This is a genomic window from Wenyingzhuangia gracilariae, from assembly GCF_056387575.1.
Window position 1 is genome coordinate 1,170,796 of the sequence record NZ_CM150748.1, and the last position, 22,796, is coordinate 1,193,591.

A 22,796-nucleotide genomic window follows, 5' to 3' on the forward strand; every position below is an offset into this window, starting at 1 on the left:
CATGCCACAAGAATTAAAAAGAATTAATAAATATTTAAGCGAAATTGGTTATTGCTCCCGTAGAGGTGCAGACAAATTAATTGACGAAGGTAGAGTAACCATTAACGGTAGTGTTCCAGAAATGGGAACTAAAATTACAGATAATGATGAAGTTCGTGTAGACGGAAAATTAGTAGCTACTCCTACAGAAGCACATACGTATATTGCCTTTAACAAACCTGTCGGAATTGTATGTACAACAGATCAAGAAAGAGAAAAAAACAATATTATTGATTATATAAAACACCCAAAAAGAATTTTCCCTATTGGTAGGCTAGACAAACCTAGTGAAGGATTGATTTTTTTAACAAGCGATGGAGATATTGTCAACAAAATTTTACGAGCTAGCAACAATCATCAAAAAGAATATTTGGTAAGAGTTAAACAACCTATTACCCCTGATTTTATAACTAAAATGGGAAACGGAATTCCTATACTAGGAACAGTAACCAAAAAATGTAAAGTTGAAAAAGTAAATACTTATGAGTTTAAAATAACTTTAACCCAAGGTTTAAACAGACAAATTCGTAGAATGTGTGAGTATTTAAATTATGATGTGGTTAAACTGAAACGAATTAGAATTATGAATATTTTTCTAGACATGCCGGTAGGACAATGGAGAAATTTAACCAAAGAAGAATTAAAAGAATTAAACAAACTCACTTCTGATTCTAAAAAACATTTTGAGTAATCTTTTTTTATTCTTTACTAAATTTAGCATTATACTCTTTACTCTGTTCCACTAAAAAATCTATCAATTCTAATTTGTTACCATTAAAATACATAGCAGTAATGTCTTTTTTTCTTTTGCAATAAAGTAAAAATTCATCTATAACAACTTCAGAGATTTTCAAATCGTCTGTAAAAAAAGAAAGACCAAACTCCTTTATCAATGCCGGTTTTAAACTTAACCACCTTTCGTATTTTTGCGATATTGTTAAAGGAGTATCTTTCTTTTTTCCTTTTATCAATTTGGCTAAAGCAGAAATTCCTCCTATAATATTTACTCCTTGAAAATTTCTGATAGGGTCTGTGTTTGACAAATGACTTAATTCATCTTTTCGTAACCTTATCTGATCTGGGTTTACAGTAGGCCCCACATTAAAATTTAATGCCGATTTTGACAAAATATTATTTAGCACCACTGCACCCATATTGTTAATGTCACTTTGTACAGCAACCTCAATCCCTCTTCTATTTAAAATTCCTTGATCTATAAATAATGACAAATCTTTAAGGTGAATAGCAGATATCAATATAGAATCTCCCAATCTAACAGGGATTTCAAAAACTCCCAACTCATTAGTTGTAGTGCTTACCTTTAATTTTCTATTGGTAACGGTTACACCTGTAACATCAACAGTATCGTTTACAACAAGTCCTTTTATATTAGTTACGTTTTCTTGAGAAAATATATTAGGAACAACTAAGACAACAAGAATCAATACAATTAGTTTTTTCAAAAGATATTTTTTAAACCTAACTGCAAAAACAAAACCAAACTACTTAGCCCTTTGTCTTTATTTAGTTATTTTATGTAACTCATCATAGATTACAATAAAATTAGTTCTAAAATAACAATTCACTTGTTACAGTAATTTTTAGAGTAGATGAATTTTCTAAATCATATTGATACACCCCATGATCTCCAATAGCAAATAAATGATTTTCTCTAATAATTAAATCACTCACATTTTGATCTATTTTAGTAACATAGCTAATGTTTTTATTTTCTACACCAGAAACATCAAAAACTCTAATAGCAGTATCTGCTACAAAAAGATAGTCACCATACAAAGCCATTCCTTTGGGCTCCACCAATGTTTTTTCTATTAACAACAACGGATTTTCAACATCAATTACATCGTACACCATTAACTGGTTGCTAGCTCCTCCACAAGCAGAACCACCATGTATGGTTACAAAAGCAAAATTCTGATTGGCAATTACAGGATCACAAGCTCTAAAATGATTAGAAATAGATTTAAAACTTGGAGTAGCAGGATTTTCTAAACCATAAATATACATTGCATTGTTACTTCCTATAAATAAGTTCTCTCCAAAACCAGATAATGTTTCTATTCCAAAACCTACATCTATGGCACCAACAAAAGCTGGATTTTCTTTGTTTGTTCCCTCTATTAAAAAAGAGCTTAACTTTTTATGATCTACCGTGTATAAATAATTTCCTTTTAAACTAAATGTAGCCAAAGAACCTCCTTGCCCATCACCACTATTGTCTCTAGCTCCATCAGAAGCTAATGCATACTCATAACAATCATTTTGTAAATAAGATGGATATTCTGGTTTTACAAAATTTTCTTTTCTAATAAAACCCGTTATTACTTTTCCTTCGGATGGTACAAAGTAATAACCGTCTGGAGATACACTATAGTAACCTATTACATGTGTAAATACATTTTTTTCTCTACCTGTTTCTTTAAATGTAAAATTGGTTGTATCTATTTTTAAAGTAACCAAATCGTTGTATTGATTGATGTAAAAATAATCTTCTCTTATAGCAATATCAGAGGTTTTATCTATTTCTAAATACTTTTTCTGAATTGGATTTTCTGGATCAGAATTGTCGTAAAAATGAAAACCTTTTCCTTTTTCTTCAATAATCAACAAATCTTCTTTTATATAAATTTTTCCTGCTTGTTCTACTTCAATCGGTTCTTTAAAAGCAATTAAACTCCCCAAACTATCTACAGATATTTCTATAGGAATGTATTCTGAATACACATTGGGATCTAAATAATAACTTGACGAAGTATAATAATATTCTGGACATTTACTATCCTCGTTTTCTGTGGTACAAGCAATAAATAATAACACTGCTAAAAAGGGTAACAACTTTTTCATCGTATAATTTTTAAGTTCTATTAAATAGAGTCATTTGCTAAAAATAGGTTGCGTATTTTTATATAAACATTCCGAAAAAAAAATTATAGTACATAAAAAAACAGCTCAAAAGAGCTGTTTTTTTTATATAAACTTATAACACTGTAGCTTTTCTTGTTCTTTTTCTGAGCTTTAACAACCTATCGGCATAATACTCTTTTAACTCTACTAAATACTCTTTAGGATTTGAATAACTCGTTAAAACTATATAGGTAGAACGTTTTTGTAGTTGACCTAATTCCTTTTGTAAACATAGTTTTTGCTCTTGCAAGCTTGCTATAGTAGCTACCTGAACTACGGGAGAAATTGTAATTTTTGACAAGTCTTTTTGTGAAACAATTTCTGCGTGAATTTGTTCTAGCTCTGCTAAACTACCTTCTTTATAAATCTGAATTAATTGGGTTGTAATTTCTGTAGCCAACAATTCTTCTTCTTGATTTTTAGAAAACCGGTCTGGATGCACACACAGCATTGCAGCCCTATACAAGCTTTTTTTACTTTGCTGTATTTGCTTTTCTTCTACCGTTAAAGTCTTAGAAACAGATGGTAAAACATTAGGTTCTTTGTAATTTTTTCCTTTCTTTTTCTGAGCGAGTCTTTTCTCCTTTTTTGCTTTCTGAATTTTTTTATAAAGAATTGATAGTTCTTGAACCTCTATAATAGCATCTTCAAGTTCAGACCTAAGAAAGTCTTCAAACTCATCAATTTTTAATTGGGTTTGATGAATTTGTTTTTTTAGTTGATTGATTTCTATTTGAAGACTGTGAAATAGAAAATCATCTTCTACACTTAAGTTTTTTTTGGTAGACACAATGTTTAAAGAATATCTAAACTTCCTTTTCCTTCACGTATAACTTGGGGAGTTCCATCACTTAAATCAATAACAGTAGATGCTACATTGTCTCCATAGCCACCATCAATCACTAAGTCTACAATTTCATCCCACTTTTCGTAAATCAATTCAGGATCTGTAGTGTATTCAATCACCTCATCATCATCGTGAATAGAAGTAGACACTATAGGATTTCCTAACATGGCAACAATATCTCTTGTAATATTGTTGTCTGGAACTCTAATTCCTACCGTTTTCCTCTTTTTAAAACCTTTAGGTAAGTTGTTAATGGCAGGCAACACAAATGTGTAAGGTCCTGGCAAAGCTCTTTTTAAAATTTTAAAAGTACTTGTATCTATCGGTTTAACATAATCAGACAAATGACTTAAATCGTTACAAACAAAAGAGAATGTGTTTTTTTCTAATTTAATTCCTTTTATTTTGGCCACTTTTTCCATGGCTTTGGTATTGGTTATATCGCATCCCAAAGCATACACAGTGTCCGATGGATAGATAATTACCCCTCCATTTCTTAACACCTCAACCACTTTTAAGATTTCTCTTTCGTTAGGGTTGTCTGGATATATTTTTACAAATTTTGCCATCATCAGGTAATTTAATCGTTGGTCTAAAAATTCAATAGTTTGGGAAACTATTCAGAATATTTTTCCATTTCTTCATCGTAAAAAGCAGAAGCATCTTCTATAAATTGTGCTACTTGTACAGACAATTCTTCTTCATCTGCTCCTTCTAAATCATCCCACAATTCTATTTCATCATCCTTTAAGTTAATGATAAATCTTGGAAACTCTGTATGAATCACAAAAATATCATCATCACACGCAGTATTATCTGCTAATAAAAACCTAGGTAATTCCATGTTTTGTATTTATTTAATTTCTGACAAAAGTAATCTTTTTGTTAGATGTTGAAACCTTATATATAATAATATCGATGAAACCGTTAAGCCCACCAACAAACCAATCCAAATTCCAAACGTCCCTAAATCTGTTAAAATTCCTAAATAATAACAAACAGGAAACCCTATTACCCAATAAGAAATAAACACCAACCACATAGGCACCACCATGTCTTGCAAGCCTCTTAAAGCACCCAAAACCACAACTTGTATTCCATCGGATATTTGAAACAATCCTGCTATAATCAGCAATTTAGCTGCAATGTCTACTACTTCTTTATCATCTATATAAATCCACGGTAAATAAGTCCTTAAAGTCATAAAACCAAGGGCTGCTACTATGGCTATAATTATCATTAACAACATGGTAGAAACGGCTATTCTTTTTAAGTTTACATAGTCTTTTAATCCTTTTTGGTTTCCTACTCTAATAGTAGCGGTAACCCCCATTCCGGTAGCTATCATAAAAGTCATGGTAGATAAATTTAACGCTATTTGATTGGCCGCTTGTTCTTGCGTTCCTAACATTCCTGCCAACAATACTCCTGATGCAAAAATTCCAATTTCAAAAAACATTTGCAACGCAGCAGGATATCCTAATTTTACAATTTTAAGCACACGTACTTTTTCTATTTTCCACCAAGAAATGGTCATATTGTATGGTTTAAACTCTTTCTTTTTACTGATGAAATACAACAATACAAAAATCATTAAAATTCTTGACAGTAGAGTTCCATAAGCAGCCCCATCAATTCCTAATTTAGGAGCTCCTAGTTTTCCATAAATTAGCATGTAGTTTAATAGAATATTGATAGAGTTGGCTCCCAAAATAGCAATCATAGCATATTTGGTTTGACTCAATCCATCTGTAAACTGCTTAATGGCCTGAAAAATTAACAAGGGCACCATGGAATACGCTATAATTCTATAATAAGGCAAAGCCAAGGTTACTACCTCTACAGGTTGATCTATCATAGAAATAATAGGCTCTATTGCTAACAGAATTGCTGCCAACACTACACCAATAATTGTAAGCAACACCACTCCGTGTTGGTAATCTTTTTTTCCTTCTATGAAATTCTTAGCACTGTCCGATTCTGCAATTAAAGGAGTAATGGCAAACGAAAAACCTATTCCCAACCCCATTAAAATAAAAAAGATAGAATTGGCTAAAGAAACGGCAGCCAAAGCAGGAGCTCCTAGTTCTCCCACCATAATATTATCGGCAAAACCTACCAATACATTTCCTAACTGTCCTAACATTACAGGAATTGCAATGTTAAAATTGGTTTTAAATTCTGACGTGTATTGCTTTAAATTCATGGGAGGTTGTAAGTAAATTTCGCGCAAAGATACAAACTTACTCATGCAGATGCCTTAACTAACCAAAAGAAGTATTTCTTAAGTTTTGGTTAATTTAAAAACCGCCTTAGGCTATTTTTGTTCCGTTTTCCACCCCTCTTTCTGGTTGCAACAAAGTAACTTCTCCAGGATTTCCCAATCCTCCTAAAATTAAACACTCGCTCATAATATTGGCAATTTGTTTGGCAGGAAAATTTACAACAGCTACCACTTGCTTGCCAATTAAATTTTCTGGCTGATATAGTTTTGTTATTTGTGCCGATGTCTTTTTAAGTCCCAACGCTCCAAAATCTACAACTAACTTATACGCAGGATTTCTAGCTTCTTTAAAAACCTCTGCACTTACCACAGTACCAACTCTCATATCTATTTTAGAAAAATCTCCCCAAGTTATTTCTTCCATACTATTCTGTTTTATACACTCTTTTTAATTCTAAAAGATTGGTAGCATTTGTAGTTAATCCTTTTACATTGTTATGTTTAAAACGAACCACTTCATCATAAAACAAAGGAACTACAGGAATATCTGCCATAATAATGCTATCCATTTGTTTGTAAATTTTTATACGCTCTTTTTTATCGGTAAGAGCCAAAGATTTTTCATACAATTGATCAAAAACAGGATTGCTGTAATGGGTGTAATTGGGACCTTGTGGAGCAAAGTTTTTACTGTAAAACAAAGACAAAAAGTTTTCTCCATCCGGATAATCTGCAATCCACCCTACTCTAAACGTAGGTAATTTTCCATTGGCCTTTAACTGTCTTAGCACAGGTGATGGCAACACTTCTAATTTTACAGCAAGTCCAACCCCTTGTAATTCTCTCTGAATAAATTCAAACAAATCAGTATAACTAGAAACTGTGGTTATTTTTATTGTTGGGTTGTTGTCTCCCGTTTCTTGTTTGTATTTTTCTATCAGTTGTTTGGCTTTTTCTGGATGATAAGTATTTAATTCTCCCTCATAATGCGATGGCAATCCTTTAGGAATAAAACCTGTGGCTGGAGTTCCAATATTGTTTCTTAAATATCGTAACATTTTAGCTCTATCAAAACCTAAACTTATTGCTTTTCTGATATAGGGATGATTGTCTACTGTATTTTGATCCATTAAAAAAGCAATGTATTCTACAATTAAATAAGGAGCTTTGTCAATAGCTAATTTGTTTTTGTATTTAGGCAATAAATCTCCTGTAGGCGATAATAACTCGTCTTTATAAGATGTATGCAAATCATACAACACATCGGAATTTCCTTGAATAAATTGTAAAAACTCTGTTTGCTTATCTGCAAAAAAAGTAACTGCAATGGCTTCTAAATACGGAAGTTGTTTTCCATTATCATCTTTTTCAAAATACAAAGGATTTTTACGAAACACCAATTTTGTGTTTTCTACCCACATTTTAAACTGAAAAGGTCCAGTTCCCACTGGGTTAGATCTAAATTCTGTTCCATAAAACTCTACTGCCTCTTTAGGAACTACCGAGCAATACTGCATAGACAATAAACCTAAAAAAGGAGGAAAAGCTTTGTACAATTCCATTCTAAAAACAGAATCGTTTAGAGCCTTAAAACTTTTAACGTTTTGCATGACCCATCTTCCGGAAGAGGCCACTTTAGGATCTAACAAACGACCAATGCTATATTCAAAATCATGAGCGGTAACGGTTCTGGTACTATCTTTCCCAAATACTGCGTTTTTATGAAAGTAAACATCGTTTCTTAAAGTAAAATCATACACTTTGTTGTCTTTAGAAATGTTCCACTTTTTAGCAATACTAGGGACTACATTTAGTTCATCATCAAAAGAAACCAAGCCATTATATAGCTGATTTGTTGCCCATACAATGGGTTCGTTTTTAGCAAAAGCCGGATCTAAAGTGGTAATATTATCTTTTTCGTTGTATCTAAAAACTTGCGAAGTCTTGTATTTACTGGTTTTATCTTTACAGGCTATCAATACAAACAACAAGCACAAAAAAGAAAGTATATTTTTAATCATTGGGTTAATTTACTACAAATGAATTTATTACAATTTTAATATCACAAAAATCAAACATCCTTAAACAAGTACATATCGTTAAAAAAACCTACCTTTGTGCCCCGTAAATTTACAAGAATGAGTGCGCAAAAAAAAGTAGCTTTTTACACATTAGGATGTAAACTTAATTTTTCTGAAACTTCTACCATTGCTCGTAACTTTCAAGACGAAGGTTTTACACGTGTAGATTTTGAGGAACAGGCTGATATTTATGTAATTAACACCTGTTCTGTGACAGACAATGCAGACAAACGTTTTAAAACCATTGTTAAAAACGCATTAAAGAAAAACGAAAATGCTTTTTTAATTGCTGTGGGATGCTATGCACAGTTAAAACCCGAAGAATTGGCTGCTGTAAATGGAGTTGATTTGGTTTTAGGGGCTACAGAAAAATTTAAAGTTACAGATTACATTAACGATTTGTCTAAAAACGATTTGGGAGAAGTACATTCTTGCGAAATTGAAGAGGCTGATTTTTATGTGGGATCTTATTCTATTGGAGATAGAACTCGTGCTTTTTTAAAAGTACAAGATGGTTGCGATTACAAATGTACTTACTGTACCATTCCTTTGGCTCGTGGAATTTCTAGAAGTGATACTTTGGAAAACGTCTTAAAAAATGCCAAAGAAATTTCGGAACGTGGCATTAAAGAAATTGTACTTACAGGTGTAAATATTGGAGATTACGGTAAAGGGGAGTTTGGTAATAAAAAACACGAACATACTTTTTACGAATTGGTACAAGCTCTAGACAAAGTTGATGGTATTCATAGACTGAGAATTTCTTCTATTGAGCCCAACTTGTTAAAAGATGAAACGATTGAGTTTGTAAGCACTTCTAATAGTTTTGTACCTCACTTTCACATTCCCTTACAAAGTGGTAGCGATACCATTTTGAAAAAAATGAAACGTAGGTATATGAGCGACTTGTATGTAAACCGTGTTGCCAGAATTAAAGAAACCATGCCCAATGCTTGTATTGGGGTTGATGTAATTGTTGGTTTCCCTGGAGAAACTGATGAAATTTTCTTAGAAACCTATAAGTTTTTAAGCGAATTAAATATTTCTTACTTACATGTATTTACTTATTCTGAGCGTGACAATACCGAAGCAGCAAACATGGAAGGTGTAGTTCCTAAAAATGTAAGAGCCAAACGTAGTAAAATGCTACGTGGTTTGTCTGTTAAAAAACGTAGAGCTTTTTACGAAAGTCAATTAGGAACCACACATACGGTTTTGTTCGAAAGTGAAAACAAGGAAGGTTACATTCACGGATTTACAGAAAATTACGTAAAAGTTAAAGCTCCATGGAATCCTAAGTTGGTAAACGAACTGCATGAAGTTACGTTAACAGAAATTGATGAAGATGGTTCGGTTCGTTTTGATTGGGTACATCAACCTGCAGAAAAAAATGTAAATTTGAGTGAATTGATTTAAAATTCATTTTGAAAAAACACATTTACTTTATTCCAGGAATGTCTGCCAATTCAAAAATTTTTGAACGCATTCAGCTACCCAAAGATTTGTATCAAATCCACTTGTTAGAATGGATACAACCTTTGCATAAAAACGAATCTTTAGAAAGTTATATCGGTCGAATTTCTGTTTTTGTTAAAGAACCCAACCCTATTTTTATAGGAGTTTCTTTTGGAGGAATTATTGCACAAGAATTATCTAAACACTTTAACAACGCTAAAGTAATTCTTATTTCTAGCATCAAACATCATAATGAAGTGAGTCCTTTGTTAAAATTTATAAGAACCACTAAACTATACAAACTGTATCCGGTTTCGTTCATTAATTTGTTAGAAAAAATATTGTATCAATTAGCATCTAAAAACTTAAAAAGAACCTTAATATCTTACCGAATTTATTTACCTATTAGAAACAAGGTTTATACAAAATGGGCTATACAATCGTTTTTAAATTGGAAACAAAATCAACCTACAACTATTTTACACTTACATGGAAACAAAGATGTAGTTTTAAACATTAAATTCATTCAGAATCCTACCATTATTAAAGGAGGAACACATGTTATGATTCTCACAAAAAGTTCTACAATTACCCATGAAATTCTTAAGCATTTGGCTTGATTTTTGTAAATTTAATGTAAACTTTACTTTATGAAAAAACACATTTCTTGGATTCTACCCATTGTAACTATTTGTGCCATTATTCCTTTTTTAATTAAGGCTGTTCCTTCTACCAAAAAGACCGGAGAAACCTATATTATTAAAGCAATTAAAACTCCTGTTGGATTAGATTTTGCCGATGAAAGTGTACCCCTCCATAAATACGATATAAAAGAAAGAATAGATAGAGAGTTTTTAGTAAACACCTACTGGCAATCTAACGGATTGTTATTAATTAAAAGGGCACACAAATACTTCCCTATTATAGAACCTATTTTAGCAAAAAATAACATTCCTGATGATTTTAAATATTTGGCAGTTATAGAAAGTGGATTGCAAAATGTAACCTCTCCTGCCGGTGCAAAAGGTTTTTGGCAATTAATGCCTACAACAGCTAGAGAATATGGTTTAGAAGTAAACGACAATGTAGATGAACGTTACCATTTAGAAAAAGCGACTGAAGCAGCTTGTCAATATTTATTAAAAGCTAAAGAAGAATTTGGTACTTGGACAGAAGCGGCTGCAGCTTATAATGTTGGAATGAACGGTTTGTCTAGAAGAATGGAAGAACAACAAGTAACCTCTTATTACGATGTACTTTTGCCTGATGAAACCGCCAGATATTTACCTAGAATTATTGCTATTAAAGAAATTTTAAGCAAACCCTATGATTATGGTTTTGTGTACGAAAAAAACGATTTGTACTTATTGCCTAAATACAGAACCGTAAAATTAGATTCTGTAATACACAATATTGCTGGTTTTGCTAAAAATTTTAATACCAATTACAAAGAATTAAAGTTATTAAATCCCTGGCTTAGAGAGAATAAGCTAAACAACAGGACAAGAACAGAATACGAAATAAAAATTCCTGTAAAACAATAACACACAAAACCCTTTGCAAACCGCAAAGGGTTTTTAAGTATCTTTAAAACATAAATAACCCGTTCTAAAACCAAAGCTAAATTTAAATGGAGAGAGAGTTAGTGAATTATATTTCAAGCCACATGGACTTGTCAGAAGAACTTGAAAAAATTATTATTAAAAGTTCTAATCTTAAAAAATACCCAAAAGGAACTCTCCTGTTAAAAGAAAACCATATAGCTAATGAAAGTTTTTTGGTGCTGAAAGGATGTTTAAGAAGTTATTTATTGATAGACGGAGATGAAAAAACAATTGAATTTTATACAGAAGGGCAACCTGTAGTTCCTAAAAATTATGGCAAAAAAATTCCCACAGAACAATATTTAGAATGTGTAGAAGAAACCATTGTAAATGTAAATTCTCCTGAACATGAAGCCGAAATGTTTCAAAAACATCCTGAGTTTGAATCTGTTTGTAGAATTCTTGGAGAAATTATTCTAGAAAAACAACAAGAGCTATTTGTAAACTATAAAATGGCTACCCCAGAAGATCGTTACACACATTTAAGAAATACCAGACCCAATTTATTACAAAGAGTTCCTCAATATCAAATAGCAAGTTACTTGGGGCTTACTCCACAATCTTTAAGTAGAATTAGAAAAAGACTGTTAGATAAATAACCTAAAAAACAGATTCTTTATTACCTTAAGTGAATGAATCTTTCCTGACACTCAATTTATTTTTGTTCTCATATTAAATTCTATTTTTATGAAAAACAAAAACATTATTCTCGCATTTCTTTTTTTTAGCACTTTGCATGTATCAGCACAATACCATAAACAAGACCTTAACTACAAAGAATGTTTTGTTGGAAGTACCTTTGCTATGTTAGGAAACTTATTTCCCAATGAAAAGCCAGATTTTATACAGCTCAACATTGGTTATCGTATAACCGAAAAAGATGTTGTTTCTTTAGAGCTTAAGACTTGGAGATACCATCAACCTTTAGGCCTTCCATATGGTGACTCTTTTGAGGATCCCAATGAAAAATTTCCAGGTTATATTCGTGAAAAAGGATTTGCTTTGGCTTACCAACATTTTTGGTGGAAAGGATTATATACCGGAGTTCATGTAATGAGTGCTTGGCAATCTTTTGTAAATACCAAAGGAACTAAAATAGACAAAGGTTTTCAAATATTTAACACCTATAGATTAGGTTATCATGTTAAACTTTTTAAAAATCGTTTTTTTATAGAACCTTCCATAGCTATAACACACAGACCATACCACACCCAAATGCCCAATTCTTTTAAAGCACAAGACCGTAAATATTCAAAATTCTTTTTTGGAGAACCTGGATTGCATTTTGGTTATAATTTTTAAAACAAAACCTATGAAAACACAAAACAAACTATCAACCTTATGGATTATAGTAATGATGAATTTACTGTTTGCCGATGTTTTATCTATTATGGTAGAGCTTGTCAATAAAAATACACTTGATGATATTCTAGGAGAAGTAATCTCTACCATGGCAATTGCAGCCGTTCTTACCAACATTCCCATTTTAATGATTTATTTTTCTAAATCTTTAAGCTTTTCTATAAACCGTAAGTTGAATATGCTTGCAGGTTTTATAACCATCATTTTTGTGATTGGAGGTGTAAGTTTACTCCCCCACTATTTAATTTGTGCTAGTATTGAGGTAATTACTTTGCTAATCATTATAAAAATTGCTTGGGCATGGAAAAACAATCCTAACCCAGAGCAAATAGATTCGTAGCCCTAAAACAGCTACAAATGTTAATTAATGATTATATTTAGTACTGAAAAATAAACACTATGATTCAGATAGAAAACCTACACAAATCTTATAAAGTAGGGAATGATTCTTTGCACGTACTAAAGGGAATTAATCTTCATGTTAAAGAAGGTGAGTTTATTTCTATTATGGGTTCCTCTGGTTCTGGAAAATCTACTTTTTTAAATATTATTGGTTTGTTAGATACTCATGATGAGGGACTTTACAAATTAAACAATGAAATTATAAAAGATTTAAACGAAACCAAAGCTGCATTATTAAGAAATCACTTTATCGGATTTATTTTTCAATCTTTTAATTTAATCTCCTACAAAACAGCGGTAGAAAATGTTGCGCTACCTTTGTATTACAAAGGAGGATACAACAAAAAAGAACGTCAAAAAATAGCCTTAGAATATTTAGACAAAGTGGGCTTAAAACCTTGGGCTACGCACCTACCTAACGAATTATCTGGAGGTCAAAAACAACGTGTTGCCATTGCAAGAGCCTTGGTTACACAACCTAAAATTATTTTAGCTGATGAGCCTACTGGTGCACTAGATTCTGTAACAACGCAAACAACAATGGAGTTGTTAAAAAACATCAATAAAGAAGGGATGACCGTTGTTATTATTACACACGAAGAAGATGTTGCTTTACAAACCAATAGAATTATTAGGTTAAAAGACGGTGTAATTATGAGCGATGATGCTGTAAAATCTAATATAAACGTATAAAAATATGTTTGATAGAGATTTATGGTCCGAAATTTTCCAAAGCATTCGTAAAAACAAATTAAGAAGTATCCTTTCTGGTTTTACCATTACTTTTGCCATTCTAATATTCACGCTACTATTTGGAATTTCAAACGGACTCCAAAATACATTTTCTAGTTTTTTTGTAAACAACACTCCAAACGCAATTCATATTTATTCTGGTAAAACTTCTATTCCTTACAAAGGAAAAAAATCAGGAAGAAAAATACATTTAAGCAACAAAGAAACTAAAGCAATTAAAGATATTAATGGAAACAAAGTTGATTACTTATCTTCTAAAATAAATAAGAATTTTAATGTTAGTTATCAGCATTACAAAAACAACTATGCTATAAATGCAGTCTTGCCCGATGATCAATTTATTGATACCTATAAATTAAGTGAAGGCCGTTTTATAAACGTTAGCGACATTCATCAAAACAAAAAAACAGCTGTTATAGGGCAATTGGTTAAAAACGATTTATTTAAAACCAAAAATGCCATTGGAAAATACATCAACCTACAAGGCATTAATTTTAAGGTTGTGGGAGTTTTTAGCAAAGAAGGAGATGACAATGCCGAAAGAATCATTTACATTCCATTAAGTACAGCCCAAACCTTATATGCTAATAACGATTATGTCAATCAAATATCTTTAACCTACAATAAAAACATGAGCTACCCAGAGATAGTGGCTTTTAGCGAATCGTTACAGACTCAATTAAAAGAATTACTGGTTATTTCTCCAAACGATCAAAGTGCTATTAGGGTACGAAACGTTGCTGAATCTGTTAAAAAAACCAACATGATGATGATGGTTTTAACTGTATTAATCTTTTTTATTGGCTTTGGAACTCTAATTGCTGGAATTGTAGGAATTAGCAACATTATGATTTATGTGGTTAGTGAACGTACAAAAGAGCTAGGAGTTAGAAAAGTACTAGGGGCTTCTCCAAAATCTATTGTAGCTTTAATTTTATTAGAATCTATTACCATTACCTCTATTGCGGGTTATGTTGGAATTTTAATAGGTCTTGGCTCCGTAAAATTAATAGGAAACAGTTTAGAAAAATATTTTATTACAGATCCAAGTGTAGATAGTTCTATTATTATAGGAGCTATGATTACCTTGGTTATTTCTGGTTGTATAGCAGGTTATGTACCTGCCAAAAGGGCTTCTAGAATAAAACCCATTGTAGCACTAAGAGACGAATAACTTATGAAGTTTTTATTTGAAAGAGATACCTGGCAGGAAATATACGAGAGTGTTCGCAAAAACAAAATGCGAACCTTTATTACGGTTATTGGAGTTACTTGGGGAATTTTCTTGTTAGTTACGCTATTAGGATGTGCAAGAGGAATGGAAAATTCTTTTAACAGATTGTTTGGAGATTTTGCTACCAATAGTGTTTTTATTTGGGGCCAGTCCACAGAAAAGGCTTTTCAAGGTTTTCAAAAAGGAAAAAGAATACTCTTAAATTTAAATGATGTTGAAAGCATTCAAAAAGAAATTAACGGAATTGAATTTGTAGTTCCTAGAAATAGAAGAAACGGTACCATTATTAGAAATTTTCAATCGGGAGATTTTACTATTAATGGAGATTTTCCAGTGCTAGATAAAGTGCAGAAAAAAAATCTTACCCTAGGTAGATTCATTAACCAAACAGATATTACAGAAAAGAGAAAAGTAATTGTTATTTCCGAGGAAATTTACAAACAATACTTTGATAAAAAAGAAAACCCTATAGGAGAAAACCTAGAACTCAATCAAATAAATTTTATTGTAATTGGAGTTTTTAAAAACGGAAATATTGGAATGACTTCCGATATTCACATTCCATTTACAACCTTTCAACAAATTTACAATACAGGTCAAGATATTGGAATGATGATGGTGACAGGTAAAAGCGATAGTGATATTAAACAAGTAGAAATAGACACCAAACTATTACTTAAAAACCTACACAACATTCATCCACAAGATACACGTGCTATTGGTGGTTTTAACCTTGGAAAAGAATTTGAAAAAATGAATGGTTTCTTAACCGGAATGCAATTTTTAACCTGGTTTGTAGGAATTGCAACACTAATTGCTGGAGTATTTGCTATTGGAAATATTTTATTAATCACGGTTAAAGAACGTACCAAAGAAATTGGAATAAGAAGAGCTATTGGAGCAACCCCATTAATGATTAAAAGACAAATAATACTAGAAGCTGTAACACTTGCCTTAGTTGCTGGTTTTTTGGGAATTTTTGGAGGAGGATTGGTCTTAATGGTTATTGATAAAATATGGGGACAAGGAGAAGATGCAGTTTTAGTAAATCCATCTGTATCCATTCCTACTATATTTGTATCCGTAGGAATTTTAGTGATTTTAGGAACCCTAATTGGGTTAATACCTGCAACCAAAGCCACGCAAGTAAATCCAATAGAAGCATTAAACAGTTAACAAAAGAAATTACATACATACAAAGCCATGAAAAAAACAATCAGAATCATCTTCATTCTAGCCTTACTAGGAGCATTCGGTTTCGTTATCAAATATTTTATAGATAAGAATAGTAAATCTGCCGTAGAATTTAAAACAGAAACTCCTTTTATCACCACTATCGAAAAAAAATCGGTAGCTACAGGAACCGTTATTCCAGAAGATGAAGTGGAAATTAAACCTCAAATATCTGGAATTATTGAACAAATTTTTGTGGAAGAAGGTAAGTATGTTAAAGAAGGAGATTTAATTGCTAAAATTAAAGTTGTTCCCAACGAGCAGTCTTTAAACAGTGCCAACGGTAGAGTTATAAACGCCAAACTTAGTTTGGAAAACATTACCAAAGAATACAACCGAAACAAACAGTTATTTAACAAAGGAATTATTGCTACTCAAGAATTTAATACTGCTGAACTACAATACAATCAAGCTAAGCAAGATTTAGAAAATGCAAAAAAAGACTATCAAATTATAAAGTTAGGATCTGCAAACGGATCTTCGTCTGCAAACACCAACATTAGAGCAACCATTTCTGGAACTATTTTGGAAATTCCTGTAAAACAAGGAGATCAAGTAATAGAAAGTAACAACTTTAACGCAGGTACTACTATTGCTTTTATTGCCGATTTAAAGAAAATGATTTTTGAAGGAAAAGTTGATGAAGCCGAAGTAGGAAAGTTAAAAGAAAATACCACTTTAGAAGTTACTATTGGTGCTATTGACACTCAAAAATTTAAAGCCAACTTAACTTTTATTGCTCCAAAAGGAGTAGACGAACAAGGTGCTGTGTTATTTAAAATAAAAGCTAGTTTAGACTTATCAGATAATGTAACTATTAGAGCAGGTTACAGTGCCAATGCGGCTTTAATTTTAGATAAAAAAGAAAACATTTTAGCCGTAAAAGAATCTTTAATTCAATACGATAGAAAAACAGAAAAACCTTACTTAGAAATAGAAACCGAAAATCAAGCATTTGAACGTAAAGAGGTAGTTCTAGGAATTTCTGATGGAATTAATGTAGAAATTACAGAAGGCATTTCTAAGGATGATAAAATTAAAGTTTGGAATCAGGTAACTGGAAAAGAGTCTGACTATTCTAAAAAGAAAAAATAAGCACATGAAAACAAAATTATTACTCACCCTTATTCTATATACTTGTCTTAGCAACGCTCAAACCAAAAAATGGACGTTAAAAGAATGTGTGGCTTATGCATTGGAAAACAACATTGCCATTCAAAAATCTGAACTAGAAATAGAAACTGCTAAAATTGATGTATCAACCTCAAAAGGAAACTTTTTACCAAACTTAAATGCCAATATCAATCATTCTTGGAGAACAGGTTTAAACACAGACCCTATTACCAATACAAACGTAGTTGCCACCACACAAAGCACTGGGTTTGGTGTAAGTTCTAATATTACTTTGTATGATGGAATGAGAAACATAAAACAACTACATAAATCCAACTTAAACTTGTTATCTAAACAATATCAGTTAGATGATATGAAGGATAATATTTCTCTAAATGTATGCAATGCTTTTCTACAAATTTTATTCAACAAAGAATCTCTTAAAGCCTTAAAAACTCAACAAGAACTAAGCGTTAAAGAAGTGGAAAGAACCAAAGAATTGGTAAAAGCTGGTAGAAAACCTAAAGGAGATATTTTAGAAATAGAAGCAACACTGGCCGATCAAGAAAAGGCTATTGTAAACATGGAAAACAATATTCTAATTTCTAAACTAAGTTTATTTAATTTATTAGTACTAAAAGATTTTGATGCTTTTGATATTGCTGATGATACTTACGAATTAATTCCTACAAACATTACCTCTAACAGTCCACAAGCTATTTACAAACAATCTTTAACGGTAAGAAACGACATTAAACTATCGGAAGTTGCGATTGAAATTGCAGAAAATGATATAAAAATTTCCAAAGGAGCATATCAACCAACACTAAGCGGTTCTTATGGTTTTAATACAAGTTATTTTACATCGGAATTATTTAATTCTCCTGATTTTAAAACTCAAATAAACAACAACAAAGGACATTCTTTTGGTTTGAGTTTAAGCATTCCTATTTTTAATAGATTTCAAACAAAAAATGCAGTTAAAAAATCTAGATTACAATTAGAACAAGCACAACTAAATTTAAAACAAACTCAGTTTGATTTAAGAGATAAAGTATACCAAGCTTTTAATGATACCAAAGGAGCTTTAAAAACCTATGAAGCAAGCATAAAGGCTTTAGATGCTAGAAAACTTGCTTATGACTATGCTACCGAAAAATTTAATGTTGGAGCATTAGATTCATTTACATTTAACCAAAGTAAAACTAGTTATGTAAATGCCGAAACAGAAGTCATTAAAGCTAAATATGATTATATTTTTAAACTTAAAGTATTGGAATTCTATTTTGGAGTTCCTATCAATCTATAACCCATTTTTATACAATACTCCCAAACTTGCTAGTAAGTAATTATATAGCTACCCATACTTTTTTTAGTGTAGATTTACCTTTACTTACCACTTTTACAACATAAATCCCTGTACTAAGCAAAGGTGTGTGTATTTGCTTTTGCGTTAAATTTTGCTGATGATATACTACTGTTCCAGAAATATTGGTCACCAAAACAGTACTATTTAAAGGAGCTAGTATACGTATTTTTCTTCCTTCTGATGTAATTTCTACATTCTTTAACCCTACAGGGTCTGTTGCAGATAAAGAATCGGATTTTTGAATGGTAATTTCATCAAAATAAATTTTACTCCCTGCACTTGGAGCTGTATTTAGCCCTGTCATAATAAAAGAAAACCAGTTATTTTCTATAGCCTCTGAAGAAACCAACTTCTCAGTAGCTTCAACTTGTACCCATTGATTTTTGGCTATGTTTCTTAAATCAAAATTAGCTTGGGGTTTGGCTGCTTGACTATCTAAAGTAAGTCTTACCCCATTAGGTGTATCTCCTTCTAAATACACCCACATTTTTACATCGTAATTTGCTACTTCTGTAGTAAATTCATGTTCTTTATTTGTGTTTGTTCTCCACGTTTGTAGTTTGGGATTATTTCCTTTTGTAGCAACCAAATCACACATCATACTATATGTTCCTTCTTTAGCCCTATCAGGTGTTTGAACAAACCCTTCATTTTGTGTCCAAGCTTCTACAATATTCCCAGCCACAGTAACGTCATGCCCTCCACTAGACCAAAACACATTAGTGTTTTCAAAACCATACGGATTTTTGGGTAAAATACTTTGCGTTAAAGCAGAATCTGTAAGTTCTACAAACAGCATTTCATAAGGTTTTAATACTTTGTTGGTTTGTACCGGAATTCCTTTTAACAAATCTAACATTTGGGTTTGCCCTTGTACATTTTTAAGCGCTATAGATATGTTTGAATTGATTTTTCCTAAATTTACAATAGATAAAACCAAATTTCCTTTGTTATTTTTTACCGTTTTCCAAACACAGGTTTTAACATTACTTTCGTTACTTTCTGTTACAACAACCTCTGGCAAGTTATTTTTTGAATCTAAAATAGTAAAAGCTTTTGTTTGATAATCTGACAGAGATGAAGCGGTAAGTAACATTCCACCATTATTTGTATTTAATGCAGGAATGGTAGATTCTCCATATTCATTTGTTGTTAAACTAATAGCATCCGTAATAATGGTTCCTCCATTATCTAAATAGGCTTGTAAGCTTGCTTGTTCCTCTGGAGTGATGAACTGATTTTTATGCACTAACACTACATCCCACAAAGAATTATCCTGATTGTTAAGTACATTTTTGGTTACAAAACCAATTGGAACTCCTTCAAAATGTAATTTTTCATACAAATGAAACAAATCATCCATATGTGATTCTTTGTTAATTGCTGATGTTTTTGAATAAAATATGCGAATTGGCTTTCTTTGCCTTTGCATTTTCATGATGATATCTGAGTGTGTATTTAAATCTAACATGGTTAAAGCAACCTCATTAGTTACTCTAGGCTGATGATTGTTTGACCCAGCATATCCATTTCCTACTGCCAAACCATTTCTTGGAGAACCATCTTCTCTTCTTGCCCAAAACCATGTTTGACTTGCTGTTAATCCTAAAGTATGTGCTATCCAAAAGGTAGCTCTGGCATATGCAGGCTTCATGTACAAATCTCTAGACCTACCGGTAGATAAATAATGTAGTTCTGTATTGTAATTTATTTTATTTGGAGCTATTGATTTCATAAAATCGTATCCCATGCAAAGTTCTCTCCAATCAAAACCATAATGCTCTTGCCACTCTAAATTATTCTTCCACATATGTGTATAATCTGCTCCTGAGTCGTTCCCTACAATGGCACTTATTTCGGTCAAAGCTTCAAAATCAATTCCATGTATTCTTTGATTTTCTGTCCATAAATTGGGCATAATTTTTAAATGCACCTTGGCATCATCATCATATTTTCTAATTTCTGTTTTTAAGAACTGATACCATTCTGTAACTCTATGCATATTAAACAAAGCCCAATCGTACCACATGGCAGAACCTTTAAGACTTGTGTCTATAGGAATTTCTATAGCAACATTGTTAAAAGACGTAAAACTTGTTCCCCATAAGGTATTTAATCTAGCAATAGTTGTGTGTTTAGTTGCTAGCCAAGTTTTAAATTTATCAATTGTATAATTTGATACAGGCCCCGATGCCCATGCTAATTTATCGCCTGTTTTCTGAGTAAAAAAGTGAGGCTCGTTACACAACATGTATCCTAATTCTGAATATTTTTGATGAGCCATATAAGGAACTGTTCCTGCTATTAAAAGCCCCATCATTTCTTTGGCTCCAGGATGATCAATATCATATCCTGTATAGGTATCCGTACGCATTTCAAAATTTTCACCATATTTGGCTTTTGACCATGCAGGAACATTTTTATTATTTAAAAATATAAATCCTAAAGCACCCGATTCTTTAGCACTTAAATCATTCAAAATATATGACTTTATCGTTCCATTTTCATCGGTAACATATGAAGGTGTTAAAAAAAATCCATCTTGATTTCCGTGGTATTCTGTTAGCAAATCTGTTCTTGGTTTCCAGGTATAATCTGCCACAAACACAGGTTTTCCATTAAACGTTAACTGATCATTGGTGTGGTTTACTTGAGTCCAGTCTATAGCAGGTGCAGTGCTTCTTGTATATTCTTTGTTGATGAGTTTGGTTAAAAAATCAATAGATTCATCTAACATTGCAATTACATCATTTCTCTCAAAATTGGGTAATAAATTTGCCATTTCAGATGCGTTGTTTTTATAGGCTGTTACCATAGCAAACAAATCTGTATTCATAGTTATATTGGCTTCATCCCAATTGGCATAATCTAAAAATATTTCGGCAGTTCTTACCGTTGTTTTTTCGGCTAGTGTTTGAATCCCATTCGCTTCTGCTTGGGTAATTAATGTATTTAATTCTGTAATTTTTGCTTGTGCTGTTTCTTCTATAGTTTGAGAATACAAACTGATAGGAACTAGTAAATAGACAAAATTGAAAAAAAATTGCTTTAGTAATTTTAAAACCATTAGGACTGTTTTTTTCAAAAATAAAATGAATTTAAAACAGTTGATTTCTTAAATGTACATACTTTGTGCTTGTGAATAAACTATTTACATAGTTGTAAAGATTTCCATCTACCTCTTGCCGTGGCTGTTAAAGTTCCTTCTGGCACAAAACCATTGGTGGCATTGGTAAATTCTACTTGAATTACATCTCCTTTATTAAGGGTTATTTTTTTGGAATTTATAGGATGTGCCTCTAAAGTGTAATCTTTAATTATTGTGTTATAAATTCTAGTATTTACCACCTTTCCTATTTGTTTTCCATTTATTTTTACACAATAAGTAGATTCTCCATCTGTTTCTTGTAATGTATGTAACCATAAATAAACACTTTGCTTTTCCCCTTTATAAACTGTACTTACTGCTGCAGTTTTTAAGCGTTTTGGAATCATTAACACCTTATTTCTTTTATCTAACACAGCCGGCTCATATCCTTTTATTGATTTGTTTTCAAAATTTATGGCTAATAATTCCTGACAGTTTTTAGGTTCAGGAGACAGGGCATACAAAGGAATGTTAATTGTTAAAAGAAGGCTGATTGTAAAAAGAAATTTTTTCATTGTGTTTGAACTTTTTTATTTTTTAGGATTGGGATTGTTCTTTAAAAAAAGCCCATTTAAAAAGTTACGCAGCACTTGATCTTGACACTGTTTGTAATGTTGATGTCCTGGTTTTCTAAAAAAAGCAGACAATTCTGATTTTCCAAAATTTAATCCTGCCAACTTTAACAACGCTAAAATATCTGTATCTTTTAAGTTTAAGGCAATTCTTAATTTTCTAAATATAATATTATTATTTATTTCTTTTTCTGCTATCGGAATTTGTCCGTCTTTTTTTCCTCGGTTTTCAATAATCATCCCATTTAAAAAATTGGCAAATTGCTCATCGGACAAAGACAAGTTTTGTTTTTCTTCGGTATCTTTTTCTAACCACTTAGAAACCTGCTCTCTTTCTACTTTAATTCCTACATGGTTAAATAGTAAAATCACCTTTTCTGGATTGTAATTAAAGGCATATTTTAACCTTCTAAACACATCGTTATTTGTCATTTT

Annotated in this window: 23 protein-coding genes; 12 read left to right on the plus strand and 11 right to left on the minus strand. The window is 31.7% G+C overall.

All coding sequences use genetic code 11. The features are described from left to right. The first annotated feature begins 1 nt into the window (after position 1). On the plus strand, positions 2 to 730 hold the full coding sequence (gene rluF / locus ACY2IJ_RS05005; RefSeq protein ID WP_476726054.1) for a 23S rRNA pseudouridine(2604) synthase RluF: 729 nt from the start codon (positions 2 to 4) through the stop codon (positions 728 to 730). Positions 731 to 737: 7 nt separating this feature from the next. Here the strand turns inward: rluF and ACY2IJ_RS05010 are convergent, their stop codons facing one another. The 8 genes from ACY2IJ_RS05010 to ACY2IJ_RS05045 all read right to left on the minus strand — a co-directional run bounded on the left by ACY2IJ_RS05010 (position 738) and on the right by ACY2IJ_RS05045 (position 8,056). Then, on the minus strand, positions 738 to 1,502 hold the full coding sequence (locus ACY2IJ_RS05010) for a hypothetical protein (RefSeq protein ID WP_476726055.1): 765 nt from the start codon (positions 1,500 to 1,502) through the stop codon (positions 738 to 740). Positions 1,503 to 1,608: 106 nt separating this feature from the next. After that, on the minus strand, positions 1,609 to 2,904 hold the full coding sequence (locus tag ACY2IJ_RS05015; RefSeq protein WP_476726056.1) for an LVIVD repeat-containing protein: 1,296 nt from the start codon (positions 2,902 to 2,904) through the stop codon (positions 1,609 to 1,611). A 133-nt stretch (positions 2,905 to 3,037) separates the two neighbouring features. Beyond that, on the minus strand, positions 3,038 to 3,754 hold the full coding sequence (locus ACY2IJ_RS05020; RefSeq protein WP_476726057.1) for a hypothetical protein: 717 nt from the start codon (positions 3,752 to 3,754) through the stop codon (positions 3,038 to 3,040). A gap of 5 nt (positions 3,755 to 3,759) precedes the next feature. After that, positions 3,760 to 4,380 (minus strand): L-threonylcarbamoyladenylate synthase, encoded by a 621-nt coding sequence (locus ACY2IJ_RS05025; protein ID WP_476726058.1) that lies wholly within the window; start codon positions 4,378 to 4,380, stop codon positions 3,760 to 3,762. Between the two features lie 47 nt (positions 4,381 to 4,427). Further along, on the minus strand, positions 4,428 to 4,655 hold the full coding sequence (locus ACY2IJ_RS05030) for a hypothetical protein (RefSeq protein ID WP_476726059.1): 228 nt from the start codon (positions 4,653 to 4,655) through the stop codon (positions 4,428 to 4,430). Positions 4,656 to 4,664: 9 nt separating this feature from the next. Continuing rightward, positions 4,665 to 6,062, minus strand: coding sequence for an MATE family efflux transporter (locus ACY2IJ_RS05035; RefSeq protein ID WP_476726060.1), 1,398 nt, complete (start codon positions 6,060 to 6,062; stop codon positions 4,665 to 4,667). 61 nt (positions 6,063 to 6,123) lie between these two features. After that, positions 6,124 to 6,459 carry a tRNA-binding protein gene (locus ACY2IJ_RS05040; protein ID WP_476726061.1) on the minus strand — a complete coding sequence of 112 codons (336 nt, stop codon included), beginning with the start codon at positions 6,457 to 6,459 and terminating at the stop codon, positions 6,124 to 6,126. A gap of 1 nt (position 6,460) precedes the next feature. After that, positions 6,461 to 8,056 (minus strand): ABC transporter substrate-binding protein, encoded by a 1,596-nt coding sequence (locus tag ACY2IJ_RS05045; RefSeq protein WP_476726062.1) that lies wholly within the window; start codon positions 8,054 to 8,056, stop codon positions 6,461 to 6,463. Positions 8,057 to 8,173: 117 nt separating this feature from the next. On the opposite strand from ACY2IJ_RS05045, the gene mtaB reads away from it, so the two are divergent. From mtaB to ACY2IJ_RS05100, 11 genes are all read left to right on the plus strand, one after another. After that, the gene (gene mtaB / locus ACY2IJ_RS05050) at positions 8,174 to 9,532 is read left to right on the plus strand and encodes a tRNA (N(6)-L-threonylcarbamoyladenosine(37)-C(2))-methylthiotransferase MtaB (protein WP_476726063.1); all 1,359 of its coding nucleotides are present in this window, start codon (positions 8,174 to 8,176) and stop codon (positions 9,530 to 9,532) included. Between the two features lie 8 nt (positions 9,533 to 9,540). Beyond that, entirely contained in the window at positions 9,541 to 10,191 is a 651-nt protein-coding gene (locus tag ACY2IJ_RS05055; protein ID WP_476726064.1) for an alpha/beta hydrolase, read from the plus strand. Positions 10,192 to 10,221: 30 nt separating this feature from the next. Beyond that, complete coding sequence (locus ACY2IJ_RS05060) at positions 10,222 to 11,115, plus strand: lytic transglycosylase domain-containing protein (RefSeq protein ID WP_476726065.1); 894 nt, start codon at positions 10,222 to 10,224, stop codon at positions 11,113 to 11,115. An 86-nt stretch (positions 11,116 to 11,201) separates the two neighbouring features. Next, positions 11,202 to 11,774, plus strand: a complete 573-nt coding sequence (locus ACY2IJ_RS05065) for a Crp/Fnr family transcriptional regulator (RefSeq protein WP_476726066.1) — start codon at positions 11,202 to 11,204, stop codon at positions 11,772 to 11,774. A gap of 88 nt (positions 11,775 to 11,862) precedes the next feature. Further along, entirely contained in the window at positions 11,863 to 12,477 is a 615-nt protein-coding gene (locus ACY2IJ_RS05070; RefSeq protein ID WP_476726067.1) for a hypothetical protein, read from the plus strand. A 10-nt stretch (positions 12,478 to 12,487) separates the two neighbouring features. Beyond that, positions 12,488 to 12,877 carry a DUF6326 family protein gene (locus ACY2IJ_RS05075; protein ID WP_476726068.1) on the plus strand — a complete coding sequence of 130 codons (390 nt, stop codon included), beginning with the start codon at positions 12,488 to 12,490 and terminating at the stop codon, positions 12,875 to 12,877. A 59-nt stretch (positions 12,878 to 12,936) separates the two neighbouring features. Continuing rightward, on the plus strand, positions 12,937 to 13,632 hold the full coding sequence (locus ACY2IJ_RS05080; RefSeq protein ID WP_476726069.1) for an ABC transporter ATP-binding protein: 696 nt from the start codon (positions 12,937 to 12,939) through the stop codon (positions 13,630 to 13,632). 4 nt (positions 13,633 to 13,636) lie between these two features. Then, on the plus strand, positions 13,637 to 14,866 hold the full coding sequence (locus ACY2IJ_RS05085) for an ABC transporter permease (RefSeq protein ID WP_476726070.1): 1,230 nt from the start codon (positions 13,637 to 13,639) through the stop codon (positions 14,864 to 14,866). Between the two features lie 3 nt (positions 14,867 to 14,869). Then, positions 14,870 to 16,102 (plus strand): ABC transporter permease, encoded by a 1,233-nt coding sequence (locus ACY2IJ_RS05090; RefSeq protein WP_476726071.1) that lies wholly within the window; start codon positions 14,870 to 14,872, stop codon positions 16,100 to 16,102. Positions 16,103 to 16,129: 27 nt separating this feature from the next. Then, positions 16,130 to 17,254, plus strand: a complete 1,125-nt coding sequence (locus ACY2IJ_RS05095) for an efflux RND transporter periplasmic adaptor subunit (RefSeq protein WP_476726072.1) — start codon at positions 16,130 to 16,132, stop codon at positions 17,252 to 17,254. Between the two features lie 4 nt (positions 17,255 to 17,258). Beyond that, positions 17,259 to 18,581, plus strand: a complete 1,323-nt coding sequence (locus ACY2IJ_RS05100; protein ID WP_476726073.1) for a TolC family protein — start codon at positions 17,259 to 17,261, stop codon at positions 18,579 to 18,581. Between the two features lie 40 nt (positions 18,582 to 18,621). Here ACY2IJ_RS05100 and ACY2IJ_RS05105 read toward each other — a convergent pair whose 3' ends face one another. From ACY2IJ_RS05105 to ACY2IJ_RS05115, 3 genes are all read right to left on the minus strand, one after another. Further along, a complete protein-coding gene (locus ACY2IJ_RS05105) occupies positions 18,622 to 21,708 on the minus strand; it encodes a beta-galactosidase (RefSeq protein ID WP_476726074.1) in 3,087 nt (1,028 codons plus the stop codon). A gap of 80 nt (positions 21,709 to 21,788) precedes the next feature. Then, the gene (locus tag ACY2IJ_RS05110) at positions 21,789 to 22,304 is read right to left on the minus strand and encodes a hypothetical protein (RefSeq protein ID WP_476726075.1); all 516 of its coding nucleotides are present in this window, start codon (positions 22,302 to 22,304) and stop codon (positions 21,789 to 21,791) included. Between the two features lie 15 nt (positions 22,305 to 22,319). Continuing rightward, the gene (locus ACY2IJ_RS05115) at positions 22,320 to 22,793 is read right to left on the minus strand and encodes a YehS family protein (RefSeq protein WP_476726076.1); all 474 of its coding nucleotides are present in this window, start codon (positions 22,791 to 22,793) and stop codon (positions 22,320 to 22,322) included. Positions 22,794 to 22,796 lie beyond the last annotated feature (3 nt).

Coding starts and splice junctions, on each gene's coding strand:
- rluF (WP_476726054.1), top strand. CDS start 2: ATGCCACAAGAATTAAAAAGAATTAATAAATATTTAAGCGAAATTGGT.
- ACY2IJ_RS05015 (WP_476726056.1), bottom strand. CDS start 2,904: ATGAAAAAGTTGTTACCCTTTTTAGCAGTGTTATTATTTATTGCTTGT.
- ACY2IJ_RS05025 (WP_476726058.1), bottom strand. CDS start 4,380: ATGGCAAAATTTGTAAAAATATATCCAGACAACCCTAACGAAAGAGAA.
- ACY2IJ_RS05030 (WP_476726059.1), bottom strand. CDS start 4,655: ATGGAATTACCTAGGTTTTTATTAGCAGATAATACTGCGTGTGATGAT.
- ACY2IJ_RS05035 (WP_476726060.1), bottom strand. CDS start 6,062: ATGAGTAAGTTTGTATCTTTGCGCGAAATTTACTTACAACCTCCCATG.
- ACY2IJ_RS05040 (WP_476726061.1), bottom strand. CDS start 6,459: ATGGAAGAAATAACTTGGGGAGATTTTTCTAAAATAGATATGAGAGTT.
- ACY2IJ_RS05045 (WP_476726062.1), bottom strand. CDS start 8,056: ATGATTAAAAATATACTTTCTTTTTTGTGCTTGTTGTTTGTATTGATA.
- mtaB (WP_476726063.1), top strand. CDS start 8,174: ATGAGTGCGCAAAAAAAAGTAGCTTTTTACACATTAGGATGTAAACTT.
- ACY2IJ_RS05060 (WP_476726065.1), top strand. CDS start 10,222: ATGAAAAAACACATTTCTTGGATTCTACCCATTGTAACTATTTGTGCC.
- ACY2IJ_RS05065 (WP_476726066.1), top strand. CDS start 11,202: ATGGAGAGAGAGTTAGTGAATTATATTTCAAGCCACATGGACTTGTCA.
- ACY2IJ_RS05070 (WP_476726067.1), top strand. CDS start 11,863: ATGAAAAACAAAAACATTATTCTCGCATTTCTTTTTTTTAGCACTTTG.
- ACY2IJ_RS05075 (WP_476726068.1), top strand. CDS start 12,488: ATGAAAACACAAAACAAACTATCAACCTTATGGATTATAGTAATGATG.
- ACY2IJ_RS05080 (WP_476726069.1), top strand. CDS start 12,937: ATGATTCAGATAGAAAACCTACACAAATCTTATAAAGTAGGGAATGAT.
- ACY2IJ_RS05085 (WP_476726070.1), top strand. CDS start 13,637: ATGTTTGATAGAGATTTATGGTCCGAAATTTTCCAAAGCATTCGTAAA.
- ACY2IJ_RS05090 (WP_476726071.1), top strand. CDS start 14,870: ATGAAGTTTTTATTTGAAAGAGATACCTGGCAGGAAATATACGAGAGT.
- ACY2IJ_RS05095 (WP_476726072.1), top strand. CDS start 16,130: ATGAAAAAAACAATCAGAATCATCTTCATTCTAGCCTTACTAGGAGCA.
- ACY2IJ_RS05100 (WP_476726073.1), top strand. CDS start 17,259: ATGAAAACAAAATTATTACTCACCCTTATTCTATATACTTGTCTTAGC.
- ACY2IJ_RS05105 (WP_476726074.1), bottom strand. CDS start 21,708: ATGGTTTTAAAATTACTAAAGCAATTTTTTTTCAATTTTGTCTATTTA.
- ACY2IJ_RS05110 (WP_476726075.1), bottom strand. CDS start 22,304: ATGAAAAAATTTCTTTTTACAATCAGCCTTCTTTTAACAATTAACATT.
- ACY2IJ_RS05115 (WP_476726076.1), bottom strand. CDS start 22,793: ATGACAAATAACGATGTGTTTAGAAGGTTAAAATATGCCTTTAATTAC.